The 12,877-nt window shown below is 65.0% G+C and carries 14 protein-coding genes; 7 read left to right on the top strand and 7 right to left on the bottom strand.

Annotation, left to right across the window (positions count from 1 at the left end):
* Nucleotides 1-15 precede the first annotated feature (15 nt).
* The 3 genes from BLU27_RS29095 to BLU27_RS29085 all read right to left on the bottom strand — a co-directional run bounded on the left by BLU27_RS29095 (nucleotide 16) and on the right by BLU27_RS29085 (nucleotide 3,487).
* On the bottom strand, nucleotides 16-915 hold the full coding sequence (locus tag BLU27_RS29095; RefSeq protein ID WP_157728556.1) for a hypothetical protein: 900 nt from the start codon (nucleotides 913-915) through the stop codon (nucleotides 16-18).
* Between the two features lie 340 nt (nucleotides 916-1,255).
* On the bottom strand, nucleotides 1,256-1,732 hold the full coding sequence (locus BLU27_RS29090) for a hypothetical protein (protein ID WP_157728555.1): 477 nt from the start codon (nucleotides 1,730-1,732) through the stop codon (nucleotides 1,256-1,258).
* Nucleotides 1,733-1,867: 135 nt separating this feature from the next.
* On the bottom strand, nucleotides 1,868-3,487 hold the full coding sequence (locus tag BLU27_RS29085; RefSeq protein ID WP_157728554.1) for an RNA-directed DNA polymerase: 1,620 nt from the start codon (nucleotides 3,485-3,487) through the stop codon (nucleotides 1,868-1,870).
* Between the two features lie 1,165 nt (nucleotides 3,488-4,652).
* On the opposite strand from BLU27_RS29085, the gene BLU27_RS15385 reads away from it, so the two are divergent.
* A complete protein-coding gene (locus BLU27_RS15385) occupies nucleotides 4,653-4,913 on the top strand; it encodes a hypothetical protein (protein WP_092654392.1) in 261 nt (86 codons plus the stop codon).
* A 32-nt stretch (nucleotides 4,914-4,945) separates the two neighbouring features.
* Here the strand turns inward: BLU27_RS15385 and BLU27_RS30100 are convergent, their stop codons facing one another.
* Nucleotides 4,946-5,167: a helix-turn-helix domain-containing protein gene (locus BLU27_RS30100; protein ID WP_206744616.1), complete on the bottom strand. Its 222-nt coding sequence runs from the start codon at nucleotides 5,165-5,167 to the stop codon at nucleotides 4,946-4,948.
* 160 nt (nucleotides 5,168-5,327) lie between these two features.
* On the opposite strand from BLU27_RS30100, the gene BLU27_RS29080 reads away from it, so the two are divergent.
* Nucleotides 5,328-6,011 (top strand): hypothetical protein, encoded by a 684-nt coding sequence (locus BLU27_RS29080; protein WP_157728552.1) that lies wholly within the window; start codon nucleotides 5,328-5,330, stop codon nucleotides 6,009-6,011.
* 135 nt (nucleotides 6,012-6,146) lie between these two features.
* Nucleotides 6,147-6,668: a hypothetical protein gene (locus tag BLU27_RS29925; RefSeq protein ID WP_206744615.1), complete on the top strand. Its 522-nt coding sequence runs from the start codon at nucleotides 6,147-6,149 to the stop codon at nucleotides 6,666-6,668.
* 520 nt (nucleotides 6,669-7,188) lie between these two features.
* Here BLU27_RS29925 and BLU27_RS15365 read toward each other — a convergent pair.
* Nucleotides 7,189-7,731, bottom strand: coding sequence for a hypothetical protein (locus tag BLU27_RS15365; protein ID WP_092654389.1), 543 nt, complete (start codon nucleotides 7,729-7,731; stop codon nucleotides 7,189-7,191).
* Between the two features lie 154 nt (nucleotides 7,732-7,885).
* On the opposite strand from BLU27_RS15365, the gene BLU27_RS15360 reads away from it, so the two are divergent.
* Nucleotides 7,886-8,875: an ATP-dependent DNA ligase gene (locus tag BLU27_RS15360; RefSeq protein WP_092654388.1), complete on the top strand. Its 990-nt coding sequence runs from the start codon at nucleotides 7,886-7,888 to the stop codon at nucleotides 8,873-8,875.
* Between the two features lie 4 nt (nucleotides 8,876-8,879).
* On the opposite strand, the gene BLU27_RS15355 is transcribed toward BLU27_RS15360, so the two are convergent.
* Nucleotides 8,880-9,272 carry a VOC family protein gene (locus tag BLU27_RS15355; RefSeq protein WP_092654387.1) on the bottom strand — a complete coding sequence of 131 codons (393 nt, stop codon included), beginning with the start codon at nucleotides 9,270-9,272 and terminating at the stop codon, nucleotides 8,880-8,882.
* Nucleotides 9,273-9,436: 164 nt separating this feature from the next.
* Here BLU27_RS15355 and BLU27_RS15350 point away from each other — a divergent pair, with 164 nt between their 5' ends.
* Complete coding sequence (locus BLU27_RS15350; RefSeq protein ID WP_092654386.1) at nucleotides 9,437-9,772, top strand: hypothetical protein; 336 nt, start codon at nucleotides 9,437-9,439, stop codon at nucleotides 9,770-9,772.
* Nucleotides 9,773-10,243: 471 nt separating this feature from the next.
* Here the strand turns inward: BLU27_RS15350 and BLU27_RS15345 are convergent, their stop codons facing one another.
* The gene (locus BLU27_RS15345; protein WP_197681437.1) at nucleotides 10,244-10,759 is read right to left on the bottom strand and encodes a mycothiol transferase; all 516 of its coding nucleotides are present in this window, start codon (nucleotides 10,757-10,759) and stop codon (nucleotides 10,244-10,246) included.
* A gap of 242 nt (nucleotides 10,760-11,001) precedes the next feature.
* Here BLU27_RS15345 and BLU27_RS15340 point away from each other — a divergent pair, with 242 nt between their 5' ends.
* The gene (locus BLU27_RS15340; RefSeq protein WP_092654385.1) at nucleotides 11,002-11,394 is read left to right on the top strand and encodes a YciI family protein; all 393 of its coding nucleotides are present in this window, start codon (nucleotides 11,002-11,004) and stop codon (nucleotides 11,392-11,394) included.
* Between the two features lie 51 nt (nucleotides 11,395-11,445).
* The gene (locus tag BLU27_RS15335; RefSeq protein WP_172804960.1) at nucleotides 11,446-12,858 is read left to right on the top strand and encodes an RNA polymerase sigma factor; all 1,413 of its coding nucleotides are present in this window, start codon (nucleotides 11,446-11,448) and stop codon (nucleotides 12,856-12,858) included.
* Nucleotides 12,859-12,877: the final 19 nt, after the last annotated feature.

The following is a 12,877-nucleotide window of genomic DNA, read 5'->3' as shown; positions in this document are numbered from 1 at the left end:
GCGCCTAGGCATTAGTCACTTAAGGAGCGGACGGATAACTGCACGTTGGATGCCATTATCTTCTAGAAGTCTCGACATTGCGGCACTCGGAGGCGGAACGACCGCGTTCCATATCTGGACGATTTCTCGTGGACCGCGCTCGAGTGCATCCACACTTAAATCCAATTCCTTTGAAGCTGCTTCCATCAAACTCTTTGCCGCCGCACCAACTAGCATGCGAACTGATCCACTTGATGGCACCTCGCTCGTGGAGACCTGGCACCTGCGTACATCGGTCACTCCTGTGCTAAACCTAAGCCCCGCAGGCGAATTCATGATGCATATCGCGTTGGTGTATCCATTTTTTCTTAGCTCCTCCGTAACGGAATTCTTCTGATCCTTGAAGTCTTTTAAGTGATGCTCGTTGTAAGCAGGCTTGAAGTGAGAGATCAACATCACTTCAGCGAGCTTCACCTGTTCTTCGACCCTTACTGCAGCCGGACGGAGAGTCCGATCGTAGGCGCGCAGAAATGTAGCTCGATCCACAGCGGCAAAGCTTTCAGGACCGCCGAACACCACCATACTGGTGGCTGCCTCAATCCTAAGAAACGTTAGGAATACGTCGAAGTTGTTAGATAGCTGTTCTGCATATATGCGCTGCAGCGTACTATGCGACTTGAGTCGATCAAAAACATCCCGGCTCCCTTCCGTACCCCAAGCCCTTCCAACGTAGAGAACTTCGTGATCAGTCACACGCGAAAGTTTCTCGCCAAGTGCGTGCACGGCTAACACACTTGGGTCGCCTTTTGTTACTACATCTCTCGTCTGCGAGTCCACGATCGCCCAATTGTCCGGCTGCGGGGATTCCCAAGCGTAGTGCCCACTCGATATCTCTGGAATCTTCAGCGCGAAGCCGATCGCTTTATTACCATGCATCTGAAGGCGCCCACGAACCCGCCCTTTTCGGATACTAACGCCATCGACAGTAGTCCTAGGCTTACGGCTAACCACGTAGAGGAAGCAATTGTGCGCTATCAGTCTCAAGCGCTCGTCGATATGCTGCTGGCGAACAGTAGCTACTGCCACGCACTGTACAAATTTCGCTAGGCCCACGATTCTCCCCCGGTTTTGTTAATTAACGCCTCGGACCTATTAGGTGTCTTTCGTCTCGCCCTTACGGTGCTGGCGGCGCTAGACCCGCAAGTCGGCTTGCCCTTCGGTTAGCCTAGATCATCTCAATGACCAGGTTGGGCTCTTTTGCGACAATCGCTACAGCTCACTCCGCCAAGATAGGCATTCTTCTGTCGACGTCGACGATGAATTCCTTGCACGCCGAATGAAAACTCGAGACTGTCTTGGGTCCAAAGATCATTCGCCCATCGCTAACACTAATATCGAGTACGGACAGGTCAAGCGCCAGCCTCGACATCGTGCGCTGCCTAGCAGTGAGAACTCCAAGCCCGTGGGCCAAGCAGTTCCTAACTTCTCGAGCCGCTCGAAGTTCAGTAGCCCGAGCGCATCTATCCAGGTTTATCGAATAGTACTTCTTGTATGCCTTATTCCGTTCACTCCAATTCGATGTTGCGTGAATTTCGTAATCTTCGACCAGTCGAAGAATGATTGCGATCGACATGTCGACTGACTTTACGAGCTCCTGCGAAGCAAGGCTGTCGAGGAAAGCCTCGGTAATACCAAAGAGCCTCAGTGCTACTCCCTCGTCCCTCATCACGCTGGCGTCGAGCGTGCCGGCCATCCTGCCGAAACGGGTGGTACGGTCCTGGGATCGGATCAGCAAACTCCTCGTGGACCCCATACCGGTGATCGTCCCTTGAAGGAGTCGCAGGGCGGCCTCTGTTACGGCAAAGCGCGGACTTGCGAGACTGCTCAATTAGGCCTCCAAGAGGATCCGATAAAGCGGCGAGGATCCCTTGACTGCATTAACTCTTTCTGCGCCGACTGGGGCCGCTTCATTCAGTGCCCGGATTCCGAGCACGTACCAAGGCGCAAAGGCTTCAGACTGCATTCGCAACGCCATATCAAGCTCGTCGAAGCTAGCCGAACCAATGGTGGCCAACGCAAGTGACGCTTCCGCGTGTAGCAGTCCCCCACTTTGGCGAATTTTCTGTCTCCGCACCCAGTCTGCGCGTTGCGGTTGAGCGAGCAGTCCACACACGCGTGACACATAGACTAGCCATGCGCTCTGCCACTCACTAACCACCGTTGACAAAGCATCACTGGTGAGCGAATCCCAGATTTGAGCTACACGGTCGCCCTCCTGGTCGTTCACAGCGACGAGATAGTTGCAAATCAAGGGCGTCAACGGTGGCACAAAGACGTACAACGTAGGCACTAGGTCAAGCGCTTGTACATCTCGTTCTCGGGTGAAAACCCCCAACGCCCGCTTCAGCTCACGCAGTTCGCCGCGACCTAGGTGGTGGAGATTAATTCGTCCGTCGCCATTATTATCTGTACTAATGCTGTTGATGGTTTCGACGGCCGACTCGATAGCGGCTTGCGGATCACCAGCGCTGTAGTCGTCAGCCAAGGCCGCCTCGACGTCCTCCAAGCCAACCGGTGTATCTGAATCAACGCTGACACCGAGGTGATCAAGGACATAACTGGAGAATTTCTTTACGTAGGTCTTACTCTCGTTCAGATTCAGGCCGACGCGTCGCGCGGCTTCACTGAGAACGTCGATCGCATCCCTACTTTCGGCATAGGACGCCACACCGATGTGGAAGTCGTCATTAAATCTCCAAACCTTTAGCCCCCTCCTTACCACATCCCGCTCGACTATACGGACATATACCTCGGAGAGAGAATCCGAGGAGTCCAGGAGTTGCGGAATTCCGTAGGAGGCTCCCTGTACCTCCTCCAACAGATACATCAGGAAGTCAGTTTCTTCGACCATTCCTGTCTGCAAAGCCAGCTCTTGTCGAAGCACTTGATGGTCCACATATTGATAAAACGCGGCAATGTCGGCGCCCAGAATATGACTTATTGGTGAATCGCCCAGTCGCCGAAGTCCCTTCGTGTTTCCGTGGCCATATTGAATAGGACCCGTTAGGAACTTGGCGTACGACTCCGGTGAGCGGTCAAGGGGCACGGTGCGCTTGAGGATGTGGTCGGTCAGTGCTCGGTATGCCACTCGTTCTGCGATCCCTAGGACCGGTACGGGCCTAACAGCCCAGGAGCCCTTACTCGCACTCACGACGACCGATGGTGAGTTCGCTCTGCCGGCCCTCAGGCGAGTGCGGACCCAATCGGCGACATCTTGCGCGTGGTTACCGACGACTTCCTGCCACGCTTCAGGGGGGAGCAAGTTCCTTGTCGCCTGGGCCTCCGCGCGAGCAGCTGCCACGAGATCGAGCTCGTCAAGCAACTCGACAGGAACCGCTTCCACCTGAACCACCCACCTGTCCCGTTGACCAAGATCACGGCTGCCGTACAGACTAACGACGTAAACCGCCCATGTGAGGACTTTCCCTACGTCTTCAAGGGCGGCCACAGGCCGCCGCGCGCCCGCCTGAACGGCGCCGGTCCTCCCTCTGCGCCTCCGGCGCCCGGTCGGCCGGCGCGGCTGGGCGCGACAAGAGGGCCGCCAGAACACTGGCGACCCCCATCAACTCCCGCTCCGCGGGAGACACTGCGTCCTGGGTGGTGCCGGGCCGGAGGCTTTAGCCACCTCGCTAGGTCCGGGACCCTAAGAGCGGCGGCCCCCGGTGGGCGGTCAAGGGCAGGCAGCCAAGCTGCCCACCGCGCCGAGCAAGGCTACGGGCCGCCGCTCTCCCGGACCAAGCCAGGCCACCGGCCAAACCCGCCGACCCTTTCGAGCGCACGGTGACTGTCCGCGGAGGTGCCTGCAAGCACGACCCGCTGGTCCACCCGGGCGACCAGCGCCGGTGACTGGGAGGGGCGGCGCAAGAGGCTACGAACCAGCGGGTCGGCTGATCAAAGAGTAAGCCGGGATGGTCATACCAGACTCGCGAATGGCGATCTTGGTGCCCAATTCTTGGCAGCTCTGAAAGTCGCTTGGGGAGCCTGTGAGCACGACCCGCTGGAACACAGGAAGTCGCTGGGCACCGGCAACGGGGGATACCGAAGACCAGGAATGTGAGCCAGCGGGCCGGCTGCCAGAACGCTAGCGGAGACCGGTCTAACCGGACACACGGTAACGATCTTGGAGACGTTGATGGCCAAGTTGGCCACCGGTCGATGCAGGACGCGACTGCGGATGCCGGGAATCCCTGTAGCTCCATCACCACAGCCACACCGATGCCGAGTCCAAGCGACTGGCCCGTGCCCGCTCGCCCACAGGAGGGCACCAACCACGGGGTCCAGGAAGCCAGTTTGTGCGGGCGAGCGGGCCGGGTCCGCCCACCGTAAGGGCATCCGGACGGACACGCGACCGGCACCTTCAGGGCCCTACCCGCATCCACCGCCGTGGGGATCGCCCCGGCCACCTTCGCCGGCTCCGGATTGGGTGCGCGCTCCGCGGCCGAAGCACCAGCGGCAGCCACCGGGGCGATCACCGGGGACGGTACAGGAACCAAGAGATAGCCACAGCACAGAAAGAAAGCTTCTTCAGCAGCAAATGGCAGCCGTAACCGTAGGCGTAGACTGATCTTTCGTCCATCTGAACCGGCGAAAACCGAAACAGAGCCCCCCAAAAGATGCCCCAAGACGACCATGCCGCCTACGACTGGCGCGGCGAACCCCGCACCGAGAACACCTGCCTGTCCGAGGCCGACCAGGCCGTGAGGGCGCAAGCTCAGCGCCTCATCGCTCAGGCGGATCGCCATCTCGAGGAGCTGGGATACGGGCCCGATCGCCACGATCACCACGACCACGCCGGCGACGCCCACGTCTGGCCAGCCGATGGCCACCGCCAAGCCGGCGACGAACCTGACGAGGCGACCGGGCCCGACCGTTAGCGGCCTGGCGAGTTCGAGAAGGTCGTTCCTACTTACGGGGCCTGGTCCAGACCTTTCCGGTGGAGCGCCGTGGGACGCCACAGCTGCGGCCACGACGAACCCGGCACGAGTTCGACGACACCGAGCTCCCGCAGCCGGTTGAGCGTGTTGCGTACGTTGCCGTCGTCGGTCCGGCCGAGCATCTCGGTGATCGTGCGCGGTGACACACCCGCCTCGCCGTTCACATCGAGCAGCGCCGCCACCTGCCGCTGCATCGAACCGACCAGACGGTCCCTGAAGTCCGGCTGCTCCGTCGGCCAGGCGGTGAAGGCCGCTGCCAGCTCGCAGTGTCGGTGCCGGCCCTCCCGCCCGAGCAGCAGCATACGCGCCCACTCGCACACTTGTTCGACGAAGGACGAGGTGGGGAGGCGGGCTGTGGCTGACACGCTGTGCTCGCTGGGGCCGCGTACGCTCGAAGACATGCCTACCGCACAGGACGGTCGGCACGACGAACCCGGCCAAACCTCCCAAACTCAGCGAATTGCTCTGGTCTTCCGCCAGCGAGCCGAAGAGAGACGCGCTCTCGCCGCTCGACTGCGCAAAGGGGCATCGGAAAGAAGCAAGCTCCTCGCCGCACACGCGGGCGAAGACACCGCGCGGCGCCGGCGCGAAGCCGAAGAACGAGCACATGCCGCCGACCAACGCGGACGCGCCGCTCAGGATCGGAGCCGGAGAGCACACTTTCGCGGTGTCGCATCCGACGCTCGTCGTCGGCTCGAGGAACTGCGATTCATCCAAGCGACCGAACGGATGCGCGCCGCTGACGAACGTGACCAGCTCGCCGACCAGCGCGACCGCGACGCCGACGAGCGCGAACGAATCGCCGACGAACGAGACCGGCTGGCCGACGAACGCGAACGAGTCGCCAACCTGCGCGACCACGACGCCGACAGACGCGAACACATCGCAGACAGACGCGAGCAACTCGCCGACGAACGCGACCACGCCGCCGATGACCGCGACCGCGAGAACGAGGAACGTGAGCGCGCCGCCGACCAACGCGAACGAATCGCCGACGAACGCCACCGCATCGCCGACGAGCGCGATGAAACGTCCTGAGTCACCACCGCCGCCTTGCCCACCTAAGCGTCCCCGCGATCCATACACCGGACGCCTCGACACACGACAGGAACGGCGCCTAACCTGAGACGTCAAGCAGCGGACATGCTGGCCGTCGAGCCAAAGCCCCCCGAAATGTACCGAACGCAGAAAATCGCGGAAGACCTGCGCGATCGAGCCACCGGAATACGTACCCTCGCCGAGCAGCTGCGTGCCCGCGTAGCTGAGCAACGCTTCCAGGCCGCCCGCAACTGCGCCGGCGGGAGGAACATCAGCTTTCTCCGCGAACGCGCCGCCGCTGACCGGGACCGGGCCGAAGTCGACCGGGCTCTGAAGACCCAGTTTCGTCATCTCGCCGCCCAGGCACACAGCCAGCTCGTCGGACTGGGATCCCTGGACCCCATCGAGCGCGAACGAGCCGCCGACGAACGCGACTGCAACGCCGACGAACGCGACCAGGCCGCCGACGAACGCGACCGGATCGCCGACCAGCGTGAAGCCGATGCCGACGATCGCGACCGCGACGCCGACGAACGTGAGCAGCTCGCGAACGACCGCGAACGCCTGACCGACAGACGCGACCAGGCCGCCGACGAACGCGACCAAGCCGCCGATGACCGGGACAGCGCCGCCGACCACAACGGAGCGGACACGTAGCAACACCGGCCGTCCCCACGAAGGAGAGCGGCGCTGCGACCAGAGAGCCAGGTCCATCGACAGTAGAAGCACTCACACGCACTCGCGAACGGCAACCCGGACCAGCTGCGCCGATTCCATAACCCCATGACTGGCGAGGAGGGCCTAACGGCCGATCCCCTGCCCAGTGTCGGTGCCGGCCCTCCCGCCCGAGCAGCAGCATACGCCTCGACTCGCACACTTGTTCGACGTAGGAGAGGGTGGGGAGACCCTTGTGCCACCACACCTAACCCACACCTATGGACGCAACGAGCCCGCCAGTGACGGCAATAGATGATCATGACCAGGACGACGGCGGCCCAGGTCACGGCCATGTTCGCGAGATAACACACACCAGAGACAGCCGTCTTGATCAAATCAGCGGGTTCGGGGTTCGAGTCCCTGGCGGCGCACAGCGGGCGGTTGACCAGCAGAGATGCGGGTCAACCGCCCTTTTTCTCGTCTCGTGTCGAGGGACCCCTCGATGATCTTCGGTCGGCGGCTAGTGGAGCCAGGTCACCTTGTCGAGGTCGGTGGTGAGTTCGAGGGTCCTCCACGCACTGAGGTCGTGGTGACCACGGCTCGCGACGTAGAAGGTGAGCAGGGCTTGTCCGTGGCGACATCGGATGCTGCCTGTCGTACCCGGATCTGGGCACTGTGGTTGCTTGGCATGTGCGTCCTCGACGCACAGCTCGACCGCAGGAAGGCCGCCATGCTCCTGGACACCGTTCGCTGGAACGAACGTGACGTCACGGGAGACCACTTCGACCGTCTTGCCGAAGTCGTGGTCACCGTCGAAGCTGTCGTCGTCGGGTCCGGCCGGGCTGTACTGGTAGTCGCGGCCGAAGTTGTATCCAGCGGGCAGCCTCACCGGCAGGACCATCGCGATCCCGGAGCCCTTGGCGAGCGTGGATGCCACGGTCTCGCGCGCATCCGGTGGCGGTGGATTGTCCGCTGGGCGCCAGGCGAACAGCGCGTACGCCAGGATGACGACCACCGCTGCGAGGTGGGGCGGGATCCGGACGTGCGCCGGCTGGTTCTCCACATGGTGATCATGGCAGAGCAGGTGCGGGCGATGCCCTTGTTTGTGGGGGATTCGCACGCGGGAACCCTGGCGGGCGTCTGGCCACCCGGAGCGTTGATCGACAACTGTCCTCGTAGCGTGGGATCGGAAACAGGCGTCACCCGAGGTCCCCTTCGTGCGTATCACCGGGCCGATCGAGCCCATGCTCGCCAAGAGCATCGAGCGGTTGCCTCCACCACGGCCAGGCGGATGGCGTTACGAACCGAAGTTCGACGGGTACCGTGCGCTGGCCACAATCGGGACCGACTCGTCCGTGTCGGTCCATTCCCGCCGCGGCACCCCCCTGGGCCCGGCGTTCCCGGAGATCGTCGGCGCGTTGTACGCCCACCTGCCCGCCGGAACGGTCATGGACGGCGAGATCGTCTGCTGGCGCGGAGGCCGGCTCGACTTCGCGGCACTTCAGCACCGCTACGCCGGACGCCACAAGGCCGCCGAGCTAGCCACCGTCCAGACGTGCCATCTGGTGGTTTTCGACGTACTGGAAACCGCCCGCGACGGCGACCTTCGCCGGCGCCCACTACAAGAACGCCGGGTGGTGCTGGAACGACTGTTCGGGCAGGTGCCGGCCAGGTCGCCGCTCTCGCTCGCGATGCACACCTCCGACCACTCGGTCGCGCAGGAGTGGTACGACACGATGGCCGTCGCCGGAATCGAGGGACTGGTGATCAAACCCGCGGATGGCCCCTACCTGCCGGGCGCGCGGGAGTGGCTCAAGTACAAGGCCCGGCAGACCACCGACGCCATCGTGGGTGGGGTGACCGGCAGCCTGCGACGCCCGGAGACGTTGTTGCTGGGACGGTACGGCTCCGACACGGGCAGGCTCCACTACGCGGGCAGGACGACCCGGCTGACCGATGCACGGGCCGCCGCGGTCGCACCCCTGCTGGTCGCCCCGACCGACGGCCACCCCTGGCCGGCGCGGCTCACCGTGAACTGGAGGTCCGCACCGACGGACTACCTGCAGGTCGCCCCACTGGTCGTGGTGGAGATCCGCGCCGACACCGCGACCGACAGGGGTCGGCGATGGCGCCACGCCGTGCGCATGCTGCGAGTGCGGGACTTCGCTCCCGACGAGGTGCCCCTCGACCTGGACCTGGAGTCCTGATCCGTCAGCCCGCCGGCCCTGCTACGCCGACGACGTTGCCTTCTGGGTCGCTGAAGCGTCCGACGGTGAACTCTCCGGACTTCGGCTCCGGACCCAGCAGTCGCTTGCCGCCCAGGCTCTCGGCCCTGTGCAGCGCCTCCTCGACGTCCGGCACGGCCACGTAGAACAGCACGCGGGGTGCGAAGCCCTCGCCACCGCCGACGCCACCGTTGATGCCGTTTCCGTCGCCGGTGCCACCGCCGTCCACGAAGTGGTAGTTGCCCGGCTGGGAGACCTTCTCCGTCGCCGCGTCCCCCGTGCTGAACTCCCAGTCGAACAGTTCGGCGTAGTAGTTGCGCAGCGTCGCGGGAGCGGAGCCGATGATCTCGAAGTGCACTACCGGCTTGCCTGTGCTCACGTCGTTCTCCTCTTGGTGTTCTCGTCGTGTTCTCGTGTTCTGGTCGTCGGGGAGGGTCGCCTCGAACCTGTGTTCGGTCCACAATGTGGGGTGGGACGGCAGCGCAGATACGGCAGGGAGGCGGTCGAGGGGGCGCACCCGTCGACGGCAAGCTGCTGGCGCCCATGCTCGAAGGGCCGGGCCGGGTACGCCGCGGTGAACGCGTCGACGGCGCGGCGGCCATCCTCGCCGCTCACCCCGCCGAGTCCCGGGAGGACGTTCAGGACCGGCTGTACCGATCCCGCCACTACGCATCTGCCCGCATGCTCACCCGGCACCGCATCGCCGAAGGGCTGTACTCCGGCGTCGGCGCCGGCTACCTCGAACCCGTCCCACCCGACCGTGTCGACGACACCGTTGACCTGATGCTCCACGCGATGGCTCGCGGACGGCTGCAACGCCAGGATGCTCGCCGCCCACGGCCAGGGCCTCCGCCAGTGGCTCGGCCTCCCCGCCGGTGAATGGACCGAAGCCGACGACGAGGCGGCGAAGAAGGGACGAACGATGTGCGCCTCGTCAGCTTCCTTGCAGCGACGTGGCGAGTCCGCATCCGGCCTTCACCGCGGCCGCGGAGATCCCCGATTTCGTCCCACGGACATGTGACACAGGTCATACTCACGGCCATGAGGATGACGAATCACCACTCCACCGCCCGGGCATGGGCGAGCGTTCTCCTCCTCGTCGTTCTCGTCGGCCTTCTCTTCTACGCGGCGTGGTACTACGCCGGCAACGTGCGTATGTGAGCCGTTCGCGAGTCGTGATTCCGACCTTCCGCCAACAGTCGTCCGGTCAGTCAGTTCAACGACGGGCAAGAGCTGTCAATCGATGCTTGGCATGCACCACCGGCAAGGCCGGCTTGCACCCCCGCTCCCCTTCGTCAGCACGGCAGGCAAGCCGTACGTGGAAGTGGAGCGCAAGCACGTGCCTGACAGTCAGCGGGGATCGGCCAGGCGGCCGTGCTCCCAGTCCCACGTGCGACCGTCGATGAGCTCGCGCGCGGCGTCCAGGTGCCCGGCGTGACAGGCCGTCTCGACAAGAACGTGCTGCAGCACCTCGAGGAAGTTGTCCATGCGCCAGTCGCCGAACATGCCCTCGGGCCACCACGCCGGCGGTGAGTCAAGCGGCAGTTCGCGGACCGCGGCAATGGCCTCCGTGCCCTCCTGTCGGTACGTGTCGAGGATGCTCGCCGCGGGAACCGACGCGGGTACGTGGAAGTCGTCCTCGACGGCCGGACCGGTGCGTACGCCGGTCATCACCTCGACGAACCAGAACCGCGTCCCGACGGTCAGGTGCGAGACCATGCCAACGCACGACCAGCCCGACGGCAGGACCGGCCTGCGCAGGGCGTCGTCGGACAGCCCGTCGAGGATGCCCACGATCCGTCGCTGCTGCGCGGCCAGGGAAAGCAACAGGGTGTCGGCGGTCATGACGGACAGTTGAGCGGTCATCGGTCTTCTCCTGTCTACGGGATGGCGGACGTTGCGTCCGTGCCACCGGAGACGTCGGAGCCGCGGCCACCGCATCGACACCGCGCTGGATCCTTTTTTCTGGGCGAATGACGTGGCCGGCGGTGTCGAGAACGCGGCGGCGGCTCCGACGTCCCCCACGCAGGCGGGGTCGCGGCACCACCGCCCCCGCTCGCACCGCAGAATCTCCCTAGGACAGCGCAGAGCCCGAAACGAGGAATTCCATGAAGTACGTGATCCTGATCCACTCCAACCCCGACCCGTGGGGCCACCCGACCTCCCGCTACACCGCCGAGGGGCGTGCGCTGTCCGAGGAGCAGCACGAGCAGGGCGACCGTGCGTTCGATGCGCTGCTGGAAGAGATCTCGGCGTCCGGTGAGCTGGTGACGGGCGAGGCGCTGGCCGACCCGGCGTCCTCCACCGTGCACACGTGGACCCCGGAGGGGCACCTGGCCACCGACGGCCCGTACGCGGAGACCAAGGAACAGCTGGCCGGCTTCTTCCTGATCGACTGCGCGTCCCGGCAGCGGGCGGAGGAGCTGGCCGCGCAGTTCGCCGGGCCCGGCAGCGTGGTCGAGCTCCGCCCGGCGATGTGGTCCGGCGGCGACGACCAGTGACCTCCGCCCGTACCGCCGGACGAGTGACCGCCACTTCGTGACGAGGCAGCGGTGACCGCGACCGGTTTCGAGGACTTGTGGCGTGAGTGCGCGCCACACGTCCTTGCCGCGCTCGTACGCCGCTACGGCGACTTCGACACCGCCGAGGACGCGGTGCAGGAGGCGTTGCTCGCCGCTGCCCGGCAGTGGCCGACCGACGGGATGCCGGACAACCCACGGAGCTGGCTGATCAGGGTGGCCTCCCGGAGGCTGATCGATCACTGGCGCGCCGACCAGGCCCGGGCCGACCGGGAGGACCTGGTCGCCCGGCACACCCCGGCAGGGGCGTTCGTCGCCCCGGCCGCGGACACCCCGGCCGTCAGCGAGCGGGACGACTCACTGTCACTCCTGCTGTTGTGCTGCCACCCCGCCCTGCCACGGCCCTCCCAGGTGGCGCTGACGTTACGGGCCGTGGGCGGGCTGGGCACGGCGCAGATCGCCCGTGCGTTCCTGGTCCCCGAGACGACCATGGCTCAGCGGATCAGCCGGGCGAAGGCCCGCCTCCGGCAGGTTGGCGCGCGGTTCACCGTCCCCGCACCCGAGGAGCTACCCGAACGGGTGGCCGCAGTCGCCCACGTCCTGTACCTGATCTTCACCGAGGGACACACCGCCACCACCGGGCCCAGCCTGACCGACACGTCCCTCGCCGAGGAGGCGATCCGGCTGACCCGCCGGCTGCACGGCCATCTGCCCGGAGCCGGCGAGGTGAGCGGGCTGCTGGCATTGATGCTGCTCACCGAGGCCCGGCGTACCGCCCGTACGCGCCCGGACGGTTCCCTCGTGCCGCTGGCCGAGCAGGACCGCTCACTGTGGGATCAGGAGCTGATCGGCGAGGGGGTCCGGCTGGTCGAGTCCACACTGCCGACCGGGCCGGTGGGGCCGTACCAGCTGCAGGCGGCGATCGCGGCCGTGCACGCCGAGGCACGTACCGCCGCGGAGACCGACTGGCCGCAGATCGAGGCGCTGTACGGCATGCTGCACTCCCTCACTCCCGGACCGGTGGTCACGCTCAACCACGCGGTAGCGGTCGCGGAGGTGGACGGTCCGGCCGCGGCCCTGCGGATGATCGAGCCGTTGCTCGCCGATCGGCGCCTGCGTCACCACCATCGCCTGCACGCCGTGCATGCCCACCTGCTCGAGCTGGAGGGCCGGTACGAAGAGGCCCGGACGGCATACGCGACCGCGGCCCGGCTGACCACGAGCATCCCGGAACAGCGCTATCTCAACGCCCGAGCGACCGATCTGCCCCTGGGCTCAGCTACGGCGGTCGGTCACTCCGGCCACGATCACGACGCCGACGGCGGCGAAGCCCACCTGGAAAGCAAGCTGGATCCAGTCGATGCCCGAGGTGTAGCGAACCCCCAAAAGGCCGGCGACCCACGTGCCGAGCAGCGCCGCGACAATTCCGATGGCAATCGTGAGTAGACAGCCCATCTTCTGTTTT

Origin of the sequence: Actinopolymorpha singaporensis (genome assembly GCF_900104745.1) — a bacterium.
GTDB lineage: Bacteria > Actinomycetota > Actinomycetes > Propionibacteriales > Actinopolymorphaceae > Actinopolymorpha > Actinopolymorpha singaporensis.
This window is presented reverse-complemented; position numbering and strand designations above follow the sequence as displayed.